The 23937-nt window shown below is 45.8% G+C and carries 17 protein-coding genes; 10 read left to right on the top strand and 7 right to left on the bottom strand.

The window, feature by feature from the left end:
- The first annotated feature begins 164 nt into the window (after positions 1 to 164).
- Positions 165 to 779, top strand: coding sequence for a GTP cyclohydrolase II (ribA, locus tag ACOJRU_RS00895; RefSeq protein WP_421133191.1), 615 nt, complete (start codon positions 165 to 167; stop codon positions 777 to 779).
- 151 nt (positions 780 to 930) lie between these two features.
- Positions 931 to 2382, top strand: a complete 1452-nt coding sequence (locus tag ACOJRU_RS00890; RefSeq protein ID WP_421133190.1) for a DUF3300 domain-containing protein — start codon at positions 931 to 933, stop codon at positions 2380 to 2382.
- A 73-nt stretch (positions 2383 to 2455) separates the two neighbouring features.
- On the opposite strand, the gene ACOJRU_RS00885 is transcribed toward ACOJRU_RS00890, so the two are convergent.
- The gene (locus ACOJRU_RS00885) at positions 2456 to 3340 is read right to left on the bottom strand and encodes an ATP-grasp domain-containing protein (RefSeq protein WP_421133189.1); all 885 of its coding nucleotides are present in this window, start codon (positions 3338 to 3340) and stop codon (positions 2456 to 2458) included.
- Positions 3341 to 3546: 206 nt separating this feature from the next.
- Here ACOJRU_RS00885 and ACOJRU_RS00880 point away from each other — a divergent pair, with 206 nt between their 5' ends.
- Positions 3547 to 5028: a methyl-accepting chemotaxis protein gene (locus tag ACOJRU_RS00880; protein ID WP_421133188.1), complete on the top strand. Its 1482-nt coding sequence runs from the start codon at positions 3547 to 3549 to the stop codon at positions 5026 to 5028.
- On the top strand, positions 5028 to 5570 hold the full coding sequence (locus ACOJRU_RS00875; RefSeq protein ID WP_421133187.1) for a DUF6436 domain-containing protein: 543 nt from the start codon (positions 5028 to 5030) through the stop codon (positions 5568 to 5570). The genes ACOJRU_RS00880 and ACOJRU_RS00875 overlap by 1 nt, the downstream gene beginning before the upstream one ends.
- Positions 5571 to 5581: 11 nt before the next feature.
- Here ACOJRU_RS00875 and ACOJRU_RS00870 read toward each other — a convergent pair whose 3' ends face one another.
- From ACOJRU_RS00870 to ACOJRU_RS00845, 6 genes are all read right to left on the bottom strand, one after another.
- Positions 5582 to 6559 carry a histone deacetylase family protein gene (locus ACOJRU_RS00870; RefSeq protein ID WP_421133186.1) on the bottom strand — a complete coding sequence of 326 codons (978 nt, stop codon included), beginning with the start codon at positions 6557 to 6559 and terminating at the stop codon, positions 5582 to 5584.
- On the bottom strand, positions 6556 to 8397 hold the full coding sequence (locus tag ACOJRU_RS00865) for a GNAT family N-acetyltransferase (RefSeq protein ID WP_421133185.1): 1842 nt from the start codon (positions 8395 to 8397) through the stop codon (positions 6556 to 6558). The genes ACOJRU_RS00870 and ACOJRU_RS00865 overlap by 4 nt, the downstream gene beginning before the upstream one ends.
- 78 nt (positions 8398 to 8475) lie before the next feature.
- On the bottom strand, positions 8476 to 8991 hold the full coding sequence (locus tag ACOJRU_RS00860) for an alpha/beta hydrolase (protein ID WP_421133184.1): 516 nt from the start codon (positions 8989 to 8991) through the stop codon (positions 8476 to 8478).
- A 58-nt stretch (positions 8992 to 9049) separates the two neighbouring features.
- Positions 9050 to 12154: an efflux RND transporter permease subunit gene (locus ACOJRU_RS00855; protein WP_421133183.1), complete on the bottom strand. Its 3105-nt coding sequence runs from the start codon at positions 12152 to 12154 to the stop codon at positions 9050 to 9052.
- 8 nt (positions 12155 to 12162) lie between these two features.
- Positions 12163 to 13305, bottom strand: coding sequence for an efflux RND transporter periplasmic adaptor subunit (locus ACOJRU_RS00850; protein WP_421133182.1), 1143 nt, complete (start codon positions 13303 to 13305; stop codon positions 12163 to 12165).
- A 294-nt stretch (positions 13306 to 13599) separates the two neighbouring features.
- Complete coding sequence (locus tag ACOJRU_RS00845) at positions 13600 to 14271, bottom strand: DNA-J related domain-containing protein (RefSeq protein WP_421133181.1); 672 nt, start codon at positions 14269 to 14271, stop codon at positions 13600 to 13602.
- 224 nt (positions 14272 to 14495) lie between these two features.
- On the opposite strand from ACOJRU_RS00845, the gene ACOJRU_RS00840 reads away from it, so the two are divergent.
- The 6 genes from ACOJRU_RS00840 to ACOJRU_RS00815 all read left to right on the top strand — a co-directional run bounded on the left by ACOJRU_RS00840 (position 14496) and on the right by ACOJRU_RS00815 (position 23794).
- A complete protein-coding gene (locus ACOJRU_RS00840) occupies positions 14496 to 15212 on the top strand; it encodes a DUF1499 domain-containing protein (RefSeq protein WP_421133180.1) in 717 nt (238 codons plus the stop codon).
- A gap of 247 nt (positions 15213 to 15459) precedes the next feature.
- Positions 15460 to 16407: a DUF3034 family protein gene (locus ACOJRU_RS00835; RefSeq protein WP_421133179.1), complete on the top strand. Its 948-nt coding sequence runs from the start codon at positions 15460 to 15462 to the stop codon at positions 16405 to 16407.
- 14 nt (positions 16408 to 16421) lie between these two features.
- Positions 16422 to 16853 carry a group I truncated hemoglobin gene (locus ACOJRU_RS00830; protein ID WP_421134684.1) on the top strand — a complete coding sequence of 144 codons (432 nt, stop codon included), beginning with the start codon at positions 16422 to 16424 and terminating at the stop codon, positions 16851 to 16853.
- 175 nt (positions 16854 to 17028) lie between these two features.
- Positions 17029 to 19092, top strand: coding sequence for a TonB-dependent receptor (locus ACOJRU_RS00825; protein ID WP_421133178.1), 2064 nt, complete (start codon positions 17029 to 17031; stop codon positions 19090 to 19092).
- Positions 19093 to 19234: 142 nt separating this feature from the next.
- On the top strand, positions 19235 to 20788 hold the full coding sequence (locus tag ACOJRU_RS00820) for a transporter substrate-binding domain-containing protein (RefSeq protein ID WP_421133177.1): 1554 nt from the start codon (positions 19235 to 19237) through the stop codon (positions 20786 to 20788).
- Between the two features lie 126 nt (positions 20789 to 20914).
- A complete protein-coding gene (locus ACOJRU_RS00815; RefSeq protein ID WP_421133176.1) occupies positions 20915 to 23794 on the top strand; it encodes a M14 family metallopeptidase in 2880 nt (959 codons plus the stop codon).
- The last annotated feature ends 143 nt before the right edge of the window (positions 23795 to 23937 follow it).

Below are 23937 nucleotides of genomic sequence, written 5' to 3'. Positions count from 1 at the left end.
AGCGTGTACCGTTGTCTTTATCGCACTACGAATATGCTACTATTAACGATTGAGATAATGTAACATTATCACATTAATAAATGGGGAGATGAACCTGTCTCAGCCCCTTGTAAAAGGCAAGAACACCCCCACTTTACGCTTAACATCCCGGGTGTAGAAGTAACATGAGCAGCAAACAGCCTAAATACGAATTTGTCAGTTCAGCCAAATTACCAACACGCATTGGTGATTTCAAAATCCATGGTTTTGTAGAAGCCAGTGGACAGGAGCATGTCGCTCTGTCTTATGGTGACTGGAAAGAAGATGACATAGTACCAATAAGAATTCATTCTGAATGCCTTACCGGCGATGCATTGTTTAGCACACGCTGTGATTGTGGATTCCAGCTTGAAAAAGCCATGCAAAATATTGTTGATAAGGGGTTTGGTGTGTTGCTATATCTTCGCCAGGAAGGGCGTGGCATAGGGCTACTCAACAAAATCAGAGCTTACAACCTGCAAGATAGTGGTATGGACACGGTCGAGGCGAACGAACATCTTGGCTTCGATGCCGATTTACGCAGCTATGACATCTGTAAGCTTATGCTTGATACGCTAAATGTTAAGCATGTTGAATTGATGACCAACAACCCCAAGAAAATGGCCGCGTTGCAAGCACTTGATATCGACGTAGTATCAAGAAAGCCTATCGATCATGGCCTCACTAAAGACAATAAGCACTATCTTAAAACGAAAACTGAAAAATTAGGGCACGCTTTCGACCCGCATATTTTCAAATAGCAACATGCAGTAAAATTGACACCTGGGCTGGGCGAATTATTCAGTTTGGTTCAGCTTAGGTTAATACGCATCACGTTATATTCTATACAGACTTTGCGACATTGCCCGCTTTCGAACGTTATCGATGAGCACAGCAATGTAAGGAGAACGTATGAAAAACATAACGATAGCGGTGATACTCGCACTCGGTGCTACGGGCATTGCACTTCCTGCAAGCGCACAAACAACGCCCCCTCCTGTTACCGATGCGCAATCTATGACGTACAGCGACGCTGAGCTTGATAGCCTTCTTGCGCCTATTGCGTTGTACCCCGATACCTTACTGACTCACATATTGGTAGCCACAACGTATCCTCTCGATGTTGTGTCAGCTGACCGATGGCGCCAGAGCAATAAAGACTTAAGCCCAGATCAAGTTGAACAATTGCTCGAACCTGTCGATTGGGACCCAAGTGTAAAAGCCTTGGTTCCTTTTACCGATGTGCTGCACACTGTTGCTGATGACCTTAACTGGCTGCAGCAACTCGGTGATAATGTGCTGATCAGTCAGTCTCGGGTCCTTGCTCGCGTGCAAGTATTGCGTCAGCACGCGATGAATACCGGAAACTTACGATCAAACGACTACCTTGAAGTAGAGCGTGAAAAAGAAGTCGTTTATATCGCACCTCGCCAACGCGAAGTGGTTTACGTTCCTTACTACGATCCCGATACCGTTTACGGACACTGGTGGCATCCAATAGCCCCGGTTCGTTGGAATCATCATGTCAGTTACCATCGCACTGGCAATTTTTACTGGGGCCCAAGCATTCGGCTATCGACCTTTTTCTATTTCGGCGGTATTCATTGGTCGAACAGGCATGTGGTGATTCACCGCACTCCCGTTACACGCTTTTATCGCGGAAGTCAGCGTAAACGCGTAATTAGCAACGGCTATCAGCGTTGGGAGCACCGTCAAGAACACCGCAGAGCGAAGTACTCTGAACGTGTTGTACGAAGCGCACCTGCCGCATACCAGCATCGTAATCAGCCGGTATCGAGAAACTACGTGCCAAAGAATACGAGTACCCGTGGGGTGACACACAAGTATACGCAAGCGCAACGCCTTACAGAAAATAGGGTGAGTAAACGTCGCGATAATACGCCAGTGCAACACACCAAGTCTCAGTGGTTACATCGTACGTCTAAAGCGCATACACCCACTAACCGTGAGCAAACAATTAAAAACGGTTTACGAGCTCAGTCACAAAAACCCGCGAGGTATAACGAAAGAAAGCTGCCTGCAAAGGTTAAAGATACCACGCGCAGAGTGGACAGAAAGCAGTCAATCCGCGATGAGCTTCGTAGCAATAAACAGCAAGTAGCGCGCTATTCAAAGCCAAGACAGGTTAGTCCTTCAACGCCTAGGCAGCAAACCGTGCAGCAAAAAGTGCAGCGCCAAAGCAGGGACATTAGCAGCGTTAAACGTAACCAACCAACAAGAAAAGAACGGCCGGTAACACAAAAGCGCAATTATGAGGTAGCGAGACAAGAAAAACGAAGCGCGCCACAAACACGCACTCGGCCTCAACAGCGCACTAGCCGTCCGGAAAAACGGGAGCGCTAGAAGCAATGACGCGCAAGTTTAAAGGGTCTAATTTAATCATTAGGCCCTTTTTTATCGGCGCTTTTCACATCACCTACGGTTGCGCAGTTTGCTGTAACGAGTGATAGTGCAACATTGCAGAAACAAAGCGCTGACACGAGGCTTCATCTAAATTGAAATATAGCGAAGGCTCAATTAACTCAAGCTCCATTACGGCCCATGAACCAGATAGGTTAATAAGGTCGACCCGCGCATAAAGCGCCGGCGCTGGCATACTCGCAAGGGCCATCTCAGCCACTCTGCATTGTTCTGCAGTGGGCGTAACTAATTTAAGCTGCCCTCCATGCTCTTCTTGAACACGAAAATCACCCTCTGCGGGTATTTTTAAGATAGCGTGACTAAGAACACCACCAAAATAAAATAACGAATATTCGCCTTCTTCTACCACACTGGATAAAAACGATTGAATCATGAATGCGCGTGATTTGAAGGTTTGCGACAATACCTTTAAATGCGCATCAATGTTCGCTGAAGTTAACTTAAACGTATCGTCTGCATTAGCGCTAAGCACGGGTTTTACGATTAGCGTATCACTCTTCAGTAAATCAAACTGTTCACGCAATACTTCTTCACTGAACACTGATTGCCAGCAAGTCGGTACCGTTAAACACCCATTTTTAGCAAGATCTTGAAGATAAAACTTTTCAATATTCCACTGCATTAATGACAAAGGGTTTAACAATATGGCCGGCGAGGCATCAATGTCAGCCAGCACTGTTAGAAAAGCATCTGGAAACTGCTGATAATCCCAGGTGCTGCGCACTACCACGTAATCGTATTGTGACCAATCATGCTGTTTAACATGCCAAGAGACCGTGGTAACGCGCCAGCCCTCGGCATTAAAAAATGGAATAAGCAGCTCGTCATAAACAAAGAACGCTTCCAAATTATCAGTGGAAAGAAACGCCACATGGCACATTAATCAATACTCCTCGTTATGACTCACGTTTATTAGAAACGGGCCGATATTACTTTTAATTAATGGCGTAACTTTATCAAGCCGCATGTGGTTAGACCAAAGTTAAATGGCTGAATTAACAGGTAACACATAGAATATAGTGGATTAGCATATACTATGCTTATTGCCTACACTCAATACATTGCGTACTTTCGCTGGAGATAAATATGCACTTCCCATGGTATCTCGATGGACACAAAATCTTTCGTGTGGTCTTGCTGGTTCAGTTAGTTGTCTCGGTCGCAATTGGCATGATAACCGGCGAACTGCTTGTCGCATTTATTTTCGGTATACCCATTGCTGCAGTTCCACTTATTCTAAGCTTTCAGCAGCCTTATGCTGCAATAAGTAGGCACGCGATGGCAATAGGGGTGCAGCTTCTTACTGCGTTGCATATTCACCAATCGTTTGGTCTCATTGAAATTCATTTTGAAATTTTTGTGCTTTTAGCATTTTTATCGTGCTTCCGTGATTGGAAAGTTATCGCCACCGGCACGGCGGTGGTAGCGGTTCACCATATCAGTTTCTTCCTGCTGCAGTCGCAAGGTGCGTCTGTCATGATTTTTGAAGAAGGCCACGTCACCTTTTCGATGTTAGTGCTTCACGCTGTGTTCGCGGTTGCTGAAGGCGGCGTACTTATGTACATGGCAAAACAAGCCCACATTGAGGGCGCAGGCGCAGCTTTACTTCGTATTACGATTGAAAAAATGCAGCGCACGGAAGGACAGTTAGACTTGACCGTAGAGGTTGACCGAAGCAATGAAACGGTACAACCTTTTGGATTGTTAATCGACCAAGTGCGAGAACTGGTCGAGCTTGCATCATCGTTAACCGACGATGTGGTAAGCGGCTGCGAGAAAATGGAAAGTGCGGCCACAAACATGTTTAAAATCAGTAAAGATACTGATCAAGAACTTGCGATGGTCTCTGCTTCTTCTGAAGAAATTGCACAAACCATGCAACTTTCAACGGAACAAACCACGTTAGCAAGCGACAAAGCCGCCGCCGCGCAGTCTTCATCAGACAAAACGAAAGACTCGATATCAAGTACTAGCCACACCATTAATTCGCTTCGAAGCACGCTAAATAGTGCCGCCAAAACGAATGAAGCATTAAATGAGCAATGCTCGCACATTTCTGAAGCAATGCGCTCTATTACCGCCGTTGCCGAGCAAACAAATTTACTTGCGTTGAACGCGGCAATAGAATCTGCCCGAGCAGGTGAGCACGGCAGAGGGTTTGCTGTAGTAGCTGATGAGGTACGTACGCTCGCTATACGCTCAAAAGAAAGTGCTGACCAAATCACCACGATTACTGAACAACTTGTTAGTCAAACCGCAAGCTCGGTAACGCAAATGCAAACATGTATTGAACTTGTCGATAAAGCAGTAAGCTCGTCTGAATCAGCAACCGAAGCCATGACGTCCATCATGGAACAAATACGTTACGCAAGTGAAAGTATGACAGAAATTGCAACGTCTGCGGTTGAGCAAGAAACTGCCTCAGCGTCTATTGCAGCAAGTACATCCCGTTTGAGCGAGTTTACCTCTGAAGAACTTGCTACTGCTGAAGCACTGGCAGGAGAGGTCGACGTACTAACCGACATTTCTCAAAGAATGCGGCAGGCTATCGAACGATTTAAGGTGTAATGTCTTCACGATTAAGTTGGACGCTGTTGATGGTATGGGCGGTAGTATTGCTTGCCGCCATGCTCGTTTATGGGCAGCGTCAGCTTTCCGTATTCGACCCCGAAAGCCGCCTATTATATGCGTCGACAAACCCCGACTTTGACCAACGCGTTGTATCACTACTAAACACCTATGGCATCACCGGGGCGAATATTGTTCATATAGGCACGCAATCTCAATGCTACTGCGAATGGCTGACTACTGCGCATCAGACTCAGCTGATAAACACGCTAGACAGCGCACAATATAGTATTGCACAAGTGACTATTGAAGCGCTGCCTGCGCTGCAACAATTATTGCCGTCAATACCTGCGTTAATTGTTATCGATGATAATAATCAGCTACGGTATTTAGGCCCATATTCGACAGGGTATGGGTGTTTTACCGGTAAAACGTTGGTACAGGAAATTGCGGCGTACACCACACAGCTGCCTTACACCGGGGCGGTTATCAACACCGATGCAGAGGGATGCTTTTGCCCTTCATCGAGCTCAAATAATTAACGACAAGCCAATTAAACAGAAGGTAGCGGTTGTGATAACCCTTTTAGATGCGCAACGACGCTTCGTCCCAACGCACTAAGGTCATACCCCCCTTCAAGCATACTGACCACTCGACCTTCGCAGCATACGTCCGCAATGGTACGGATATGTTGGCTTATCCAGAAATAATCGTCTTCTACTAATCGTAAATGCGCCATGGGATCTTCAGCATGAGCATCAAAACCCGCAGAGATTAAAATAAGCTCAGGTTGAAAGTTCTTAAGCGCATCAAACCAATGCTGTACCTTGGTACGAAACACATCACCTGTACTCCCCGCGTCAAGAGGTACACACATGATGTTGCTGGCCGATACGGGCGAGCCTGAGTGTGGATAAAAGGGATGTTGGAAACTAGAGCACAACATAATGCGCTGGTCGCCTGCGACGATTTGCTCGGTACCATTACCGTGATGGACATCAAAATCGACAATGGCAACACGCTTTAGGTGATAGGTTTGCAATGCATAACGCGCGGCAATCACGATGTTGTTGAATATGCAAAATCCCATCGCCCTGTCGTAAGTAGCGTGGTGTCCTGGTGGTCTTGTTGCACAAAACGCCTGACGGTCGTTGCTTTGCATCACCCAATCTACCGCATTACACCCGGCTCCAGCTGACTCTAACGCCGCAGGCAAAGAATGTGGCATTAACCCCGTATCTTCATCTAACCAGGCTACTGTCGATTGAGCGCTGTTTGTGACGTCGCCACGACTAGCAGCTGGCACTAGAGTAGCGGCTCTTTCTAATACACTTTTTACATAATAAGGGTCGTGCGCTAGGCTCAAATAAGCCTCGGCAATGGGCTTTGCATCGGCGTGTTCACAAATCATGTCTATACCCGATGACAATAGCTGATCGTCGATGGCGTAAAGCCTATCGGGAGACTCAGGGTGGTCAGCGCCCATATCGTGCTTGGTACAGTGTTTACCGCGAAATATTCGAATGGTCATGACAGCGACGCTACGTCTAACACAAGTTCAACATCGCTTGGGTCACCGGTAAACACGCGTGTGAATTTCGCTTGTTCAAAAATGGTTATCATAGGCTTATTATCGCCCCTGACATAAGCCATCATCTTACTGATACCACGTTGCTTAGCAATATCAATTAAGGCATGTAATAACCGGCTGGCCATTCCTTTTCCTTGCTGTGTTTCTCTGGTCACGAAGGCAGCCTCGCAGGTATTTGTCGCCGCATCGTAATAAAAACGCCCTACCGCATGAATAGTGATGCGCGAGCCTTCTTGACGCACAATACATAACGCGGCATCTGAGCTTTGATCAACACTCACTAAATTGCACGACTTCTCGCGAGACATTTGTTTAGGGTCGTAGTTATAACGAAGGCGCAGCGTTTCTTTTGTATGCGAGTAAAAGAACTCCTGAAGACGTCTCTCATCTGCTGGGTTCAATGGCCGCATGTAGAATTTTTCATTATGAATTTGCAGCCTTTTAAGCTGTATTGCGCCCAACTCAGGAATATCAGTGGGGTATTTTTCTTGGTAATGTGGCACCCAATAATGCTGGCGAACCTCTTCAAGCAAGCGCGCTCTAAATTTGGGGTGCGCCACTCTAATAAGCTCTAACGCTCGCTCTCGAATACTTTTTCCCTTTAGCGATGCAATACCATACTCAGTCACTACATATTGTACATTACCCCGCGATGTCACCACCCCTGAGCCTTCCGTTACACGAGGCGTAATCCGAGATATGGTTTCGTTTTGTGCAGTAGACGGTAACGCAATAATGGCCTTTCCACCTTTACTGATAGAGGCTCCTGTCACAAAATCAACCTGCCCGCCTATGCCGCTGTAAAAGTCATAGCCAAGAGAGTCGGCCACCACCTGCCCTGTCAAATCCACCTCTAGCGCGCTATTTATGGCAACCATATTGTCGTTTTTCGCGATATTCGTGGGTTTATTTACATAGCTGCTGGGATAAAATTCAATGTGGGGATTATTGTCGATAAGGTCATACAGTTTACGTGTACCAATAGCGAAACTGGTGACAACTTTGCCAGGGTGAAACGTCTTCTTTTTGTTGGTCACCGCACCAGAGGATAACAGTTCAATAATACTGTCGGTCAGCATTTCACTGTGGATACCCAAGTCTTGGTGATTACACAAATACTTTAATGTGGCATTTGGTATCTTACCAATACCAAACTGCAAGGTTGCGCCATCATCTACTAACATCGACACATATTGACCAATACGCTCGGCGACCGAATCTATTGGCGGAGGCGCGACCTGTACGAGCGCTTCATCGGCCTCTATGCAAGCATGGATCTCACGTATATGAATATAAGAATGCCCCGCCGTACGAGGCACATTTGGGTTAATTTGCGCAATGACCTTTTTACTTTGGCGTACAGCAGACATGCCGATATCAACCGATGCACCTAAAGAACAATAGCCAAATTCATCCGGAGGACTCACATTGATAAGGGCAGCATCTAAAGGTAACGTGCCGTCGCTAAACAAACTTGAAACTTCAGAGAGAAATACTGGAGTATAGTCGGCGCGCCCTTCATCAACGGCCCGGCGCATTGTTTCGCCACCGATGAAGAACGTGTTCGCTTTGAACAGGTTTTTATATTTTTCATCCACCCAGCGGGTATCACCTAGCGCAAGCATGTGCACTAATTCAATGTCGCTTAGCCCAGCGCTATTATCGATAAGATGTTGAACAAGCGCATAAGGAACTGAAGCATTACCGCCAACAAACACCCTACATCCAGACTTTATGAGTGATTGCCATTCAGGTTGGGGGGGCAAGGAAAACGTCATTCCAATGAGCCTTTTATGCCAAAAACCATACGCTCATAATGCCACAAACTATCATTATTTCACGTAATGTTAGGTAAATTATCGTAGGCGATTAGTCGTAGACACAAACGGCTGTAACCAAAAATGAAACGCGTTACACATTATGTCATTACTGTGTGACAGCCGATGCCCGTCACGCACGCACAGTAGCTGTGCCTGGGTTTCTTCAGCAAATTTTTGTGTATTCGACATAGGCGTAATGTCATCTTGCCAACCGTGAACAATAAACGTTGGCCCGTCGAATTTATATTGCTGTACGTCATAGCCTGGCAACCATAATGCTGGCGCCAGCAAAAATACACCTTTAACCGCCATGCTAGCCGCGGTAACTAAAGACACATAACCGCCCATACTTGAGCCTACTAAAATGACATCCCCTTCATAAGCGGCAATACATTCAATAAGTCGCGCTACACGTGCATCCGGCGACGGTAAATCTTGATAATCAATACTCTCAACAGCGAAGCCAAGGGCAGTGGCCACATTGGCAAGTGACTTAATTTTACTGCCCCATGGCCCACTTTCTTTGCCATGAGAAAACACAACTGTCGTCATAATCACTCCTTTGCGCCACAGAATTACCCTAGCAGCCACCGTCATTTATGGTAAGTACTTACTCGCTGTCGTCCTTTTTGTGAAAAAACCTTTCAACCATCACATAAAACATGGGGACGAAGAAAATAGCCAAGAATGTAGCGGCAATCATGCCGCCCATGACGGCAATACCAATTGCGTTTTGGCTGGCTGCCCCCGCCCCACTGGCAAGTGCTAAAGGTGTAACCCCTAATATGAACGCCATAGACGTCATTAGGATTGGACGAAAACGCTGAGACGCGGCATTTGATACCGCGACCATTAAATCTTCGCCGTTTTCATATTGCTCTTTAGCAAACTCGACGATAAGAATGGCGTTTTTAGCAGCCAAGCCGACCGTGGTTAAGAATGCTACCTGCAAATACACATCGTTTGGCAAACTGAACACGTAGGCGGCTACCACCGAGCCCAAAATCCCCAGCGGTACAACGAGCATTACCGCAAACGGCACCGACCAGCTCTCGTAGAGCGCGGCCAAACATAGAAATACAATGAGTATTGAAATGGCATAAAGCATGGGAGCTTGAGAGCCAGCCTGTTGTTCTTCAAACGACAATCCCGACCACTCAATAGCAAAGCCTGAGGGGAGCTGCGCAACCAGTTTTTGCATTTCTGCCATGGCTTCACCCGATGACACACCTTCGGCTGGGCTGCCTTGAATATTTACCGATGACACACCGTTAAAGCGCTCCAACTTGGGCGAACCATACACCCATTGCGTGGTGGCAAATGTACTGAATGCCACCATATCGCCGTCTGCGTTTCGAACAAACCATTTATCAAGGTCGTCAGATGTCATTCGATGCTGCGCGTCAGCCTGCATATAAACCCGCTTTATTCTGCCACGGTCAATAAAGTCATTTACGTAACTTGACCCCCACGCTATCTGTAACGCACTGTTTATTTCACTAAGGTTTAAACCTAGTGCAGATGCTTTTTCACTGTCGATATTAATCTTAAACTGAGGAACGTCGCTTAAACCATTAGGGCGTACGCCTGCAAGTTTAGGGTTCTGGGCGGCCATACCTAATAACTGATTTCGTGCGTCCATTAACGCAACATGTCCATTTCCGCCTCTATCAACAAGCTGCATGTCGAAACCGGTAGCATTACCCAATTCCATAATAGGCGGTGGCACAATAGGAAACGCCGACGCGTCTTCAATTTTACTAAAGGCACCAAACGCTCGGCCTACCACAGCGAATGCCGAGCTGTCCTCATCGCGTTCGCTCCAGTCGTTTAAATTCAAAAAGGCCATGCCTGCGTTTTGCGCCTGCCCAGCAAAGCTAAAACCTACTACCGCAAACAGCCCATTGACCGCCTCTTTCTCTTCTTCTAAGAAATAATCTTCGGCCTGTTTTATCGATTCTAACGTACGCCCTGCGGTGGCACCTGGTGGCGTGCTGATCAGCACCATCATTCGGCCTTGGTCTTCATCAGGTAAAAAGGAACCCGGCAATTGACTAAAGATAAAGACCATTCCACCCACTAACAGCCCATACACAACGAAATACCGTTTGGCACGCTGGGCCATGTGCGTTGTGGTGCGCTGATAGCTGTCTCGACCTTTGTTAAAATTACGGTTAAACCAACCAAAAAAGCCTTTGTTCTTATCGTGGTCGTCTGAATGCTTTTTCAATAGCGTGGCACACAGTGACGGCGACAACACAATAGCGACAAGAACAGAAAAGCCCATCGCAGACACGATAGTGATTGAAAACTGGCGGTATATTGCACCTGCTGAACCACTAAAAAATGCCATGGGAATAAACACGGTAGACAGCACCGCCGCAATACCTACCAGCGCACCGGTAATTTGCGTCATCGACTTTTTAGTGGCTTCCTGAGGAGACAGCCCCTCTTCTTCCATAATACGTTCGACGTTTTCTACAACGACGATGGCGTCATCAACCAATAAGCCAATGGCAAGTACCATCGCAAACATGGTAAGCACGTTAATACTAAACCCAAAAGCAAGCAGAACGGCAAACGTTCCTAGCAATACCACCGGAACGGCGATGGTAGGAATAAGCGTTGCTCGCCAGTTCTGAAGGAACAGCAGCATAACCAAGAATACCAATACCACCGCTTCAATCAGTGTTTTTACCACCGATTCTATAGACAGCTCGATAAAAGGGGAGCTGTCTACCGGATACACCACTTTCACGCTATCAGGCAAGGTTGCACGCAACTCTTCCACCCGCGCTTTTACTGCTTTTATTGTGTCTAATGCATTCGCGCCTGAGGTTAAACTGATAGCCATACCAGACGCCGCTTTTCGGTCGTAGCGCACAATAACATCGTAACTTTGCGCGCCTAACTCGACACGTGCCACATCGCGCACGCGAACCTGTGAGCCGTCGGTGTTCACACGCAATACTATGTTTTCGAAGTCTTCTTCGTTTTGTAGCCGACTTTGCGCCTGAATTGTGGCATTAATTTGTTGGTTTTGAATGGCGGGCAAGCCACCCAACTGACCGGCTGACACATCGGTGTTTTGTACTTTAACCGCGGCCTGCACATCTACCGGGGTTAAGTTATAACTGTACAATTTATCCGGATCGAGCCATATACGCATAGACCGCTGGGCACCGAAAACACGTACGTTACCAACCCCATTTACGCGCGATATAGGATCTCTAAATTGAGACACGAGTAAATCACTCAAGTCGTACTGCGACATTGAGCCATCTTCAGAGTAAAAGCCTACTGCTAACGCAAACGAGCTATTTGATTTTGATACGGTTACCCCTTGTTGCTGAACCTCTGTGGGTAATAGAGGCAACGCCCCTTGCACCTTATTTTGCGTTTGTACCTGTGCAATGTCTGGGTCGGTACCCGGTTCAAACGTAAGGTTTATCGACATGGCGCTATTTGAACTACTTGCTGAAAAGTAGCGCAAATTATCAATGCCAGACAGGCTTTGTTCGATCACCTGTGTCACCGAGTTCTCTACGGTTTCCGCAGAGGCACCTGGATAGCTTGCGCTAATGCTGACGGTTGGCGGCGCAACTTTAGGGTACTGCTCAATAGGCAGCGTATAAATAGCAAGCACGCCTGCCATCATGGTGATAATGGCGAGTACCCATGCAAAGACGGGTCTATCTATGAAAAACCGTGCCATAACGACTCCTATCGTGAACCGCGTGACGAAGGCTGCCACTCTGACGGGTTAACCATCGCGCCGGGCTTGACCTTCTGATAACCGGTAACAATGATACGCTCACCTTCGCTGACGCCGCTTTTCACAACGTATTGGTCGCGATAGATTTTTCCTATTTTTAAGGCTCTACCTTCAACTTGATTGTTATCGGTAACTACATAAACAGATAACGACCCATCGGTTTGTCGCGTGGTAGCACGCTGCGGTACAAGCAACGCGTTTTCTTTGCCTGTGACAACGTGCCCCTTAACGAATAAGCCGGGCAGTAACACCCCTTCAGGGTTTGGCATTTCAGCGCGTAACGCTACCGAGCCTGTACTTTCATCAACGGTCACTTCTGAAAACTTCACACTTCCTGTATGTGGATATTTCTCGCCAGTCACTTCATCAAGCGTTAGCTCAACCGGCATCGAGCCTTTACTTCTCATAGTTTGACGTAACGTAAGAATTGCACTCCCCGACTCCTGCATATCAATATAAATAGGATTAAGCTGAGTAATGGTGGCTAATTGCTGCGCTTGGTTGGTGGTCACCAAGGTACCCTCTGTCACGTACGAGCGGCTGATTTGCCCGCTTATAGGGGCATACACCTTGGTATAACCCACATTGACCTTTGCAACATCTACCGATGCTTCAGCAACGCTGATCGCCGCTTGCGCCTGCTCTTTTTGCGCAATAACGTCATCATATTCCTGCTGACTAACCGCATTTTGTTTAATCAAATTTTTATAACGGTTTGCTTTCGCTTCAAGCGTTTTTAAATTTGCCTGGGCACTTTTGACATCGGCAATCGCGCTATTTAATTGGGCACGGTAGCGCGCGTCATCAATTTGATATAACTGCTGTCCCTTTTCTACCTGCGCTCCCTCTTCAAACAAGCGCTCTGTTACCACACCATCAACCTGTGGCCTCACCTGAGATTGACGCGATGGCGTAATACGCCCTGGCAGAATCATCTCGTGAACAACAGGCTGGGCCTTTAACGTTATTACAGAAACGGGGGGGGCGGGCCTTTGCTGCTGAGCGCCAGATGCTTGCTGGGACTCACCCGAACACCCAGCTAGCCCTAAAAGGACAGCGATAACGAAAGTAATGGTTGGTATGCGACGCATGATAGGTTCTCTTTTCCATAGTCATACTGCTAAAAATGATAACGTTTACCCTTGCGTAATCGCGAGGTAGCAATATGTAGTCGGTCAGTATAACAATTTTAGTGTTTTACGTTTCATATAAACGCAAAATACCAATAGGTAGATTCATCTATTGTGACGGTGGGCTGAATAAAATAACAGCGATTGCCGCTGAATAGCTTTTGACATCGGCAAACAACATATTTTTCATGTAATTTTATTGCCTTCTTTTGCCTTGCACACCTTATGTTAACAGCGTTTACAATATTAACGTTTTCATAACGCGCTGATATGTCTTAGCAGTAATTTGTACGCTGATATTACACGCTGGGTATCGTGTGTAGACCCTCCCTTATCAGGGTGAACAGATTGCAGCTTTTTCTTGTAATGCTTTTTAACGGTGACTAACGTCAATGTAGTCGCAGTATCGATATCAAGCCATTCACATGCATGCTTTATATCTTCAGAAGATGCCTCAATCGGGTTACCAGCCATTCGCTGCCAAAACCCGTCGATTAATGTTTCAACATCTTCTAGTGAGGTGCTCGTCATATTGCTAAGGTTAAGATAATACTCGGCTAACGCATCTGTAGCGCCAATATCCTTTGCATGCGCTTCACGTTGTTGTGGTTGAGAACCCGTATCAACGGCACGCAGAAGGATATTAGTCGCGTGAATATCAAGCTCACCAACACCTTGCAGACGCCATTGCTCACGCAATTTGTATAAGCAGTGAAACAATAAAAAGTGTGTGTTAAATAGGATAAGTGGGTCGCTCAGGGCAGCGTCTTTGAATAATCCGAAAGGCGGTGCTTTAAGGGTGTTAATCAACGTATATTCGTTAATCCCATCTTCAAAAACGGGGCGTAGTGTTGCGAGAGTATCAATGAGAAGTGCAAGGTGGGCGTCCGATATAGACATACGTTCAGTGTCGCTGAATTCAATCAATTCGTTCTACCTTTGCGTTGCGTGAGGAAAGAAATCGGCCTCTTTGAAGCATACCAAAAACCCGACAAAAAGTAGCTAAGTATCCGCAAATGGTTAGAGCGTATACATTCATAACAAAACGGTAAATAAACGCGATAAATTGAACCAATTTGCAGTATTCACTGTTAAAGTAACGTAAAAATGCACAAACCCAATCATAAACACAATAATATTCAGGAGTTCACTTGAAAGCATTAATTGCCCTTACCAGTATTGTCGGTTTTCTTATGGTGGTGCTGCCCGGCCCACTTTATCAGTATGCAGGCGTTGGCCTTGGCACTGCGTTTACGTCACTACGTTACGGTGTCTATGTGGGTGGCGCAGCAATCATCCTTATCATTCTACAAGTGCTAATTAATCGTAAGAATATTAGCTGGGGAAGCACTATTGTTTACGCGGTTCTAGCGTTTATTGCTATTGGCATGCCGGTTAGCATGATGGGCAAAGCCAGTGCGGTGCCGCCTATTCATGATATTACCACTGATGTTACTAATCCTCCTGCGTTCGTAGCGATTGCACCGCTACGCGAAGGTGCACCAAACCCGATAAGTTATGAGGGTGGCGATATTACCAAACAACAACTTGAAGCTTACCCTGAAATCAAAACTCAGTTGCTACCGCAGCCGGTTGACGAGGTGTACGGTGCAGCAGTGAAAGCAATAAACACACTAGGTTGGGAGCGCGTTGAAACGGGCGCTTTACCTAACACCTTGGAAGCAACAGATACCACTACATGGTTTGGCTTCAAAGATGATGTGGTTATCCGTTTAACAGCACAAGGCGATGACACGCTTGTCGATGTACGCAGTAAATCTCGCGTTGGTAAAAGTGATTTAGGTAAAAATGCAGAACGTATAAACACGTTTCTTGCGACGCTTAGGGCGCAGTTAGACAACATGTAAATACCCTCTATATTGATAAAAGGCCCACCGCATAACGTGCTGTGGGCTTTTTTATTGCCCGTCCTACCCATACAACCTTTGTATTCGTTAGCAATATACACATATTCAGCCTGTACGAATTTCGGCTAGTCGATAGCTTTTTGCGATAGCAATTTACGCTTACGACTGTTAATTTACCTACATTTCGCGATATAAAGACGTCTCGTTCTAACGCGATGCACCAAACATAAAAGTAGGAAGTAAAAGTATGACGCGAAAGATTTTATTGGTATTGAGTTTACTGGTGTCATCGGTGCATGCTGATAGTGGATCTAGACTGATTGCTTCCGGTGGCATCACGGGCTTTGAAGGTGTAGCAGGTGGAGGGCTGACACCATGGGCATTTATTGGTGGGTACGCGAGCAAAGAAGAAGTCAGTTACTCTGGAAATATCCAATATTTAAGCCTTAATGATTATACCTTGTCTACTGCGGGGGTTAGCGTCGGTATATTTGACCGGGTTGAGCTTAGCGTACAACGTCAGAAATTGGATATCTCATCAGGGTTAACCAGCAATGTATTCGCTTTACTCACCGACGGTGCAATAACAAACGCCAATGCAGCAACGATTGAACAAGATATTATTGCCGCTAAAGTAAAAGTATTGGGCGATGGCGTATTTTCACAAGACAGTTGGCTGCCTCAAGTATCGGTTGGTGCGCAATACAAAAAAAACCGCGACTTCAATACTTCACTTTTACTTCCTAATGGCTCTGCCCCACTTCCCAATACCGGCGTACCTAAATTATTAGGGGCCGCTGATGACAGCGGTGTTGATGTATATGTATCGGCCACAAAACTATGGCTTGGCATTCCCAACGGCTTTAACCTACTCACCAATGTGACCGCACGCTATACCAAAGCAAATACATTCGGTTTATTAGGGTTTGGTTCAGCAACCGATGATAGCGCAACACTCGAGTGGGAAGGCTCTCTCGCATTACTCGTCAGTCCCACAACGGCGATCGGTACAGAGTTTAGAACTCAATCGAACCGTCTAGGTGGACTCGCTGAAGAAAATACTGCAGTCGATGCGTTTATCGCCTACTTCCCGAATAAATCAGTTTCTATTACCGCTGCCTATGTGGATTTAGGTAATCTGCCGTTACAAGAAGACTCGTCCGGCTTTTACCTTACCGTTAACGCTAACTTCTAAGGAGAACAACGTTGATAATTTTCCGTTCGCTTTTCATCACATTTTTTCTGGTGTTAACACTGCTTACAGCAGGCTGTGCAAGTACGAACGAACAAAGCTTATATGATGAAATAGGGGGACATGACACCCTAAATACAATCTATGGTGTTGCAATTACCCGTATTTATAACGACCCAACAATAGGCCATTATTTCAAAGGTGTTCCTAAACGCCACCTCAGAGAGCAATTAGTGTCACAAACCTGTGATTTAATCGGCGGCCCTTGCGAGTACGATGGAAAAACGATGATGGAGTCGCACAAAGGGCTTAATATCCAAGAGCGCGATTTCTATATTTTGGTGGAGTATGTGCAAAGCGCCATGCGTGACGTTGGGCTCACCTATCAACAAGAAAACAAAATTCTACAGAAGTTAGCCCCACTCAAAACACATACCGTTTATTTGTAACCTCGTTACATAAATAAAGCACCTCTTAAAACGGGGTGTGTTATTTTTGCGGCACAACACAATCATAAATATGTTCGCCGTTTTTTATGTATGGCGCAATATATCTGGATTTGCTGCATCTAGTTGGGTTTGTTAATCGTTAGTTTAAGGTAAGTACACTTACTCTGACTGATTTATGACTAAAACACGCTTTGTTTCTATTATTATTGCCTCTGTTATTCCCTTATATTTTTCGCCACTAGCATTTGCGTTAGACGACCCGGATGAAAGCATTGAGCATATCCGTATCAATGGTGACACCACCACAAAAAATGGAGAATTTGTTTCCGCATCCCAAGGTTGGGTTGATGGCGATACATTAATAGAACGTCCGATGTTGCGCACCGCTGAAATGCTAGAGTTTATTCCAGGCATGATGGTGACCCAGCACAGCGGTTCAGGTAAGGCGAATCAATATTTTTTGCGTGGATTCAACCTTGACCATGGTACCGATTTCGCAGTGACTGTTGATGGTATGCCAGTCAATATGCGCAGCCATGGACATGGCCAAGGCTATTCAGATTTGAATTTTGTTATCCCTGAATTTGTCGATAATCTGCGTTATTTCAAAGGGACTTACTATGCCAACATTGGCGACTTCTCAAGTGCAGGTGGTGCCTACTTTAACTTGCGAGATGAAATAGCGCGCAATAGTTTTAATATCACATTGGGTGAAAACGCCTATCAACGCGTTGCCAGTTTGCATCAATTTGATTTACAGCGCGGAAAACTAATTTCTGCCATTGAATACCAAACCTATGACGGTCCTTGGACAGATATCAGTGAAGACGTAAGAAAGAAAAATGCGAATCTGCGTTACGTAACGCCGCTTTTAGAGGGCACATTATCTGTTACCGCCATGGCCTATGATAATAGTTGGAATGGTGCCGATCAGGTTCCAGACCGTGCAATTAAAAGCGGCCTTATTGACAGACTAGGATCTATCGACACGCAAGTGGGAGGGACATCATCTCGCTACAGTCTTTCGGCTAATTATGAAAGCGACACATGGAACGCCTCATTGTATGCCATCGACACCGAGCTATCTTTATTTTCAAACTTTACGTACTTTCTCGACAACCCAGAAACCGGCGATCAATTTGAACAACGCGATGATCGCAAAATTTTTGGTGGTGAACTGTTCACTACACTGCCTTTATTCATTACCGAGGGCAGCTCAGTAACAGTAGGTACGCAGTGGCGCATTGATGATATTGATAATATTGGTCTTTATCGCACGCAAAACCTTACGCGGTTAAGTACCATCAGAGAAGACGATATAAAAAGCAGTTCGTATGCGGCTTTTGCACAATCAAACATTATCCTTGGCGATTCATGGGCTATGGCCCTTGGCTTGCGTTATGACTTACTTGATGTAGATGTAAACAGTGATTTAGACGCGAATAGCGGCAATGAAAGCGACGGTTTGCTGTCGTTAAAAGGTGGGCTTAAATATTACGTAAATGACAGTGTTACCTTATTTGCTAATATTGGCCAAGGCTTTCATTCTAATGATGCCAGAGGTGCAACCATCAGCGTTGACCCGTTAACTAACGAGACTATCGATGCCTCACCACTTCTTGTGAAATCACTTGGCTACGAAACGGGCATAAATTGGACAAACAACACAACCTACAACGTGTCTGCGGCACTGTGGCAGCTTGAACTAGACAGCGAGTTGGTTTACGTAGGCGATGCAGGTTTTACCGAAGCAAGCCGCCCATCGAAACGCTATGGCGTAGAGCTCAGTGCGTATTACTGGGTTAATCATCATCTTACTACGGATATTGAAGCCGCCTGGACGAAAGCAAGGTTCAGTGACACAGCCGAGGATGAAGGTAAACATATAAACGGTACCGTGCCTGTGGTGGTGAGTGCCGGAGCGACGTGGTATGACAATAGCGATCAGCAAGGGTTTAGTTATACGCTACGAGCCCGATATTTAAGCGCAAGAACCGTAGACAGTTTCGACACCGTTTCCCCTCCGTCGGCTTTCTTACTAAATACCCAAGTTGCTTACCGTCAGGAAAATTGGGAAGTGAGATTAGAAGTATTAAATACCTTAGATAGCGATGCACATGATATTGATTACTTCTATGCATCGCGCCTTCCTCAAGAGCCTGAGGAAGGGGTTGAAGATTTACATTATCATCCTGTAGAGCCAAGAACCGCAAGACTGACTTATACGCTTCGTTATTAACAACGCGTAGGTTGCTTACCCACTATTAACGCCATAGCGAACCGCACCCTGCGTCTATTGAGCGGGGTGCGAAATTTAACCACTATTGTTGGTAAAAACGCGCTAAAATATAGGCATGGTCTATACAAAGCAAGCGAGTACTATGCTCAATACACATATCAACCTTGGTGCGTGGTATCGCATGGTGGTTTATTGCGCATTTATTTTGCTGCCTTCGTTAACGAGCGCCCAGACAAAAAACACCATTACGTGGATGGTCGATGAAAGTGATTTCATCGAGCTTTATCTTTCAGACAAGCAGGTTTCTATCGGTATTGATACCGCGAACCTTGTACTAAAGCAATTGCCTCACTATGCCATTGAATTCAATGCGTCTCCCGTACCAAGAACGAATCAACAACTAAAAATAAATGAAAATATCTGCACCGCAAACCGAATAAAAACAATTGATAGGGAGGCGAACAACTTATTCAGCTTACCCATGAGCCTGCACCCCAGCGCACGGCTTTATTACCGCAAAGATAGTGTCACGATACCAGAGGCTTTGATTGCGCAAGACGGTACGCTAATAAATTTAGCCGCATTGGTTACGGTGAATGCAAAAGCCAATTTTGGTATTGCTCGCGGGTTGTCATATGGCGAGATGCTCGACGATGTTATAGCGAACATCCCCTCAGACAGAGTGTCTTTTTACAATTCTGAAAAGCGCTATAAAAGCGGTCCGAAATTATTGTCTGACGGCTTGTTAGATATGACTTTACTCTATTCATCACAGTGGCTTCAGCTTAACGACAATCCTTTACCTGTCGATAGCAATATTGCCTATATCCCTTTGAAACAGGCCCCCTACTTTATTCCAACGTATATTGCGTGCAGTCGCAGTGCATTTGGACACAATGTCATAAATGATATAAATGACGCGCTCTTATCGCTATACGATAATGATGCGTTTAAAGCTGCCCATAAGCGTTACTTGCCCAGGCAAGAATATTCGCTTTTTGAAGCACAATTTGAAAAATTGAAAACGTTACGAAAAGTAGACGCAAGCCCGACGCTCACCGTGGCATTCGACCATTTCCCTCCTTACTCGATTATCACAGAAGATGGCCGTTTTACTGGGCTCGACAAAATATATATAGAAAAAATAGCAGAGAAAGCCAACATAAAAGTTGATGCTTACGCTTGCCCATTTGCGCGCTGCTTAAAATTGCTCGAACAAGGCGATGCAGATTTATATGTCAGCCTATTTAAAACACGCGAACGGGAACAATACATAGAGTTCATTGAGCCTCATCATGGTATTGAGTCGAGCCAAACATTTTATGTATTAACAGATAGCGATATGACTATAGCCAGCTACGACGATTTAATTGGCAAACGAATAGGCATAATACGAAACAGTAAGTACTTTGAGCCTTTTGACAGTGATACCGCGCTAAGAAAGTCTCCCCTAGTGAGTGCTGATGTTATGCTAGATATGTTAATCGATAATCGCGTTGATGCTATCGTGGGCATAAGAGTCGTAATCGATGACATTATTAACAAACGCAATTTAACAGGCAAAATACGACATACAAAATATGAGTATCGTGGCTCACGCAAGACCTATTTAGGAATGTCGAAAAAATCACGTTTTACCTATTTACTGCCCGCTTTATCACAGGCCGTTGCCGATACCCCCTTCCCTTTGCGTTAATCCGATAGGTACGTTTTCTAACATCGCTACGAGACCGCTATTCATCGCAGTCGGTTTGACTGTGCAAAAGTTAGTCTACACTATGATGTAAGTTGTCTTTAATTATAAAAAAAATAAGGAATACACATGCAATCGACAAGACGTTGGTTCTTGCTTTTATTAGGCGTGTTGATGCTGCCAGCACATGCCGGTGTACTGATGAAGCCCGTCCAAGACCCAGATTTAGTTTATGACGGCCAACTTCTTGATGGCACGTACACAACCCAGATTACTCACCCCGATGAGTTGCTTGGTTTTCCTATTGGGTCACGCGTTGCTAACCCACAAGAAATTCACGCCGCCATCATGCATTGGTCCACCCAATCGAATCGTTTGAAGGTCATCGAATACGCGCGCTCACATGAAGGGCGACCTTTGGTAGCCGTATTTATATCAACCCCCGAGCAGTTATCACAGTTAGACAGTACCCAACGCAATATTGAGAAGCTTGCTGACCCCCGCTCAACATCAAGCAGTGAAGCTTCCCAGATTATAGAAAGCTTACCGGCTATCGCTTGGATGGCTTACTCTATTCACGGCAACGAAACATCCGGAGCCGATGCAGCACTAGCTGCTATTTATCACCTAATAGCGAGTGAAGACACTTCTGTAACTTCGCTACTTAGCAACATGATTGTGGCTATCGACCCAATGATGAACCCTGATGGTCGTGCCCGTTTTGCCAAATCACTTGAGCAGTATCGCGGCACCGCACCGAATATCGATGATCAATCACTACTTCATCGAGGCGATTGGCCTTCCGGAAGAACCAATCATTACTTCTTCGACTTAAACCGTGACTTCTTTTACCTAACGCAACCTGAAACGATAGGTCGTGTGGCACTGATAAATAAATGGCGACCTCAGCTGATGATTGATGGGCATGAAATGGGTAGCCAAGACACTTACCTGATGGGCCCTCCACGACAGCCGCTGAATGACAACATCGATCCTAATTTACAAAAATGGTCGAAAGTTTTTGCCCGCGACCAATCCTCGGCATTCGACAAAAAAGGCTGGCGTTACTACACGGGAGAATGGTTTGAAAACTGGTATCCCGGGTACTCAAACTATTCAGAATATCGCGGCACGATGCATATCTTATACGAACAATCCCGTATGGCTGAAGATGGCGTTCGTCGCCCCGAAGGCACAGTACAAACGTACCTTGAATCGGTTCATCACCAGTTTGTTTCGACACTTGCTAACCTGCAAACGCTAGCGAAACACAGCAAAGCCATGTACGAGGACTACTGGCAGGGACGTAAGAATAATATTAGTAGCAAAGGGAAATTTGCGAACCGAAGCTACGTTATTTTGGCTAATGACAACCATGGCAGAACACAGGCACTCGTTGACCGTTTACTTGCGCAAGATATCGAGGTATTTGTTACCACCCGCGATATCGAGGTAAGTAAAGCGGTTAATCATCTTGGTGAAACACTGAAAAGTACGGTAGTACCCAAAAACAGTATCGTAGTGCCGAACCGTCAACCTGAAGCCCCCCTTATTGCCGCTATTTTAGAGTTTGAAGCAGGCGTTAACGAAGCTGTATTGCTGGAAGAACGCCAAAAGACACTTCGCGATGACTCATCAGTTATGTACGACACGACAGCATGGAACCTGACCATGATGTATGGCTTACAAGGTCTCACAGTACCTGACCATATGACCAAACATCTAACGCCTTATAAAGCATATACGCCATCACACAACGTAAGCAGTAATGCTATTGCATGGGCCGTTGACGGTGCCGATGACCGTTCACTTGCCTTTGCCGCGAGACTCATGGAACAGCATGTTCACGTTCGCTTTCTAGATAAAGAGGCCGAGCTAGACGGTAATAAACTTAACCGAGGCTCTATTATTGTCACGGTCACTGATAACCCTAAAAGAAATGATTTAGACGTCATCAGCAAAGCAACGGCTGATGAACTTGGCCTTTCATTAGTATCTACCGGTAGTGGGTTCGGAGAAGGTGAATTACCAGACTGGGGCGGCAGACACTTCCGTTTACTCGAAAAACCACAAGTAGCTATCTTAAGTCACGGCGGTTTTTCAAGTTACGATGTGGGCGCCACGTGGTGGAGCCTTGACACGCATTTAGGCATACGTCATAGCCAAGTTGATGTCGCATCATTAAACCGCGCAGATTTGCGCCGTTATAATGTACTCGTCATGCCTGCAAGCTGGGGAAGTTCGCTAACCAAAAGCCAAACAGAGGCGATTAAAAAATGGGTTGAAATGGGCGGGACATTAATTGCTAGCGCTCAATCGGCCGGTAAAATTGCCAGCGACAGCGGCGTGGGAAAAGTACGTACGCTACCGTCTAGTTTCGAGAACGCACAACAGTTCGATATCGCACTTACGCGAGAGTATCTGGCGACACAAGAAACCGTCGATACATCAACAGTCATGGCGCACACACTAGAGGGGAGCTATGATTTTCCATGGGCAAATCAGCCAAAACCTTTAAAAGAAGATGAACTCACCCGCCGTGATAAGTGGCTTAAACTGTTTATGCCCAGTGGCGCTATGATTGCTGGACGTACCGACCAAGACCATTGGTTAACCGTTGGGACACCACCAGTGCTACCATTGCTGTACACCAACCAGCCGCTTCTTATGTCTGACGATAGCAGCGAGGCAGTAATACGCGCGGGTGTGTTTATGCCGTCGAAGAAATCCTCTAGTGACGATGCCAATAAGAAGAACATGGATTGGTGGTACAACATGCCTGCCGACAAAACACTTAACGTGCGCATGAGCGGCCTGGTGTGGCCAGAAGCACAGCATAGAATAGCCAATACCGCTTACCTTACGCGCGAGCGACTTGGTAACGGTCAAGTGATTTTGTTTTCTGGCCAACCTAACTTTAGAGGGTCAACGCGAGGCACTAATCGCTTGCTATTGAATGCCATCGTTTATGGGCCAGGTCTAGGCGCAAGAGCTAAAGTAGACTTGTAGCACACAAATAGATACCCACATTACACTAAGCTAATGTGGGTATCTCTCTTCATTATTCATATCTTTATGTCTTCGTTGAGAAGGCACGCGTGCGTATGACGTTCTCAATTACGAAGAAAGCCAGGTTGTAATTTGCTCACCTA

This window comes from Alteromonas algae (assembly GCF_049117195.1).
Taxonomy (GTDB): domain Bacteria; phylum Pseudomonadota; class Gammaproteobacteria; order Enterobacterales; family Alteromonadaceae; genus Alteromonas.
Note: the sequence above shows the minus strand (reverse complement) of the source record. Positions and strands in the feature narration are given on the sequence as shown.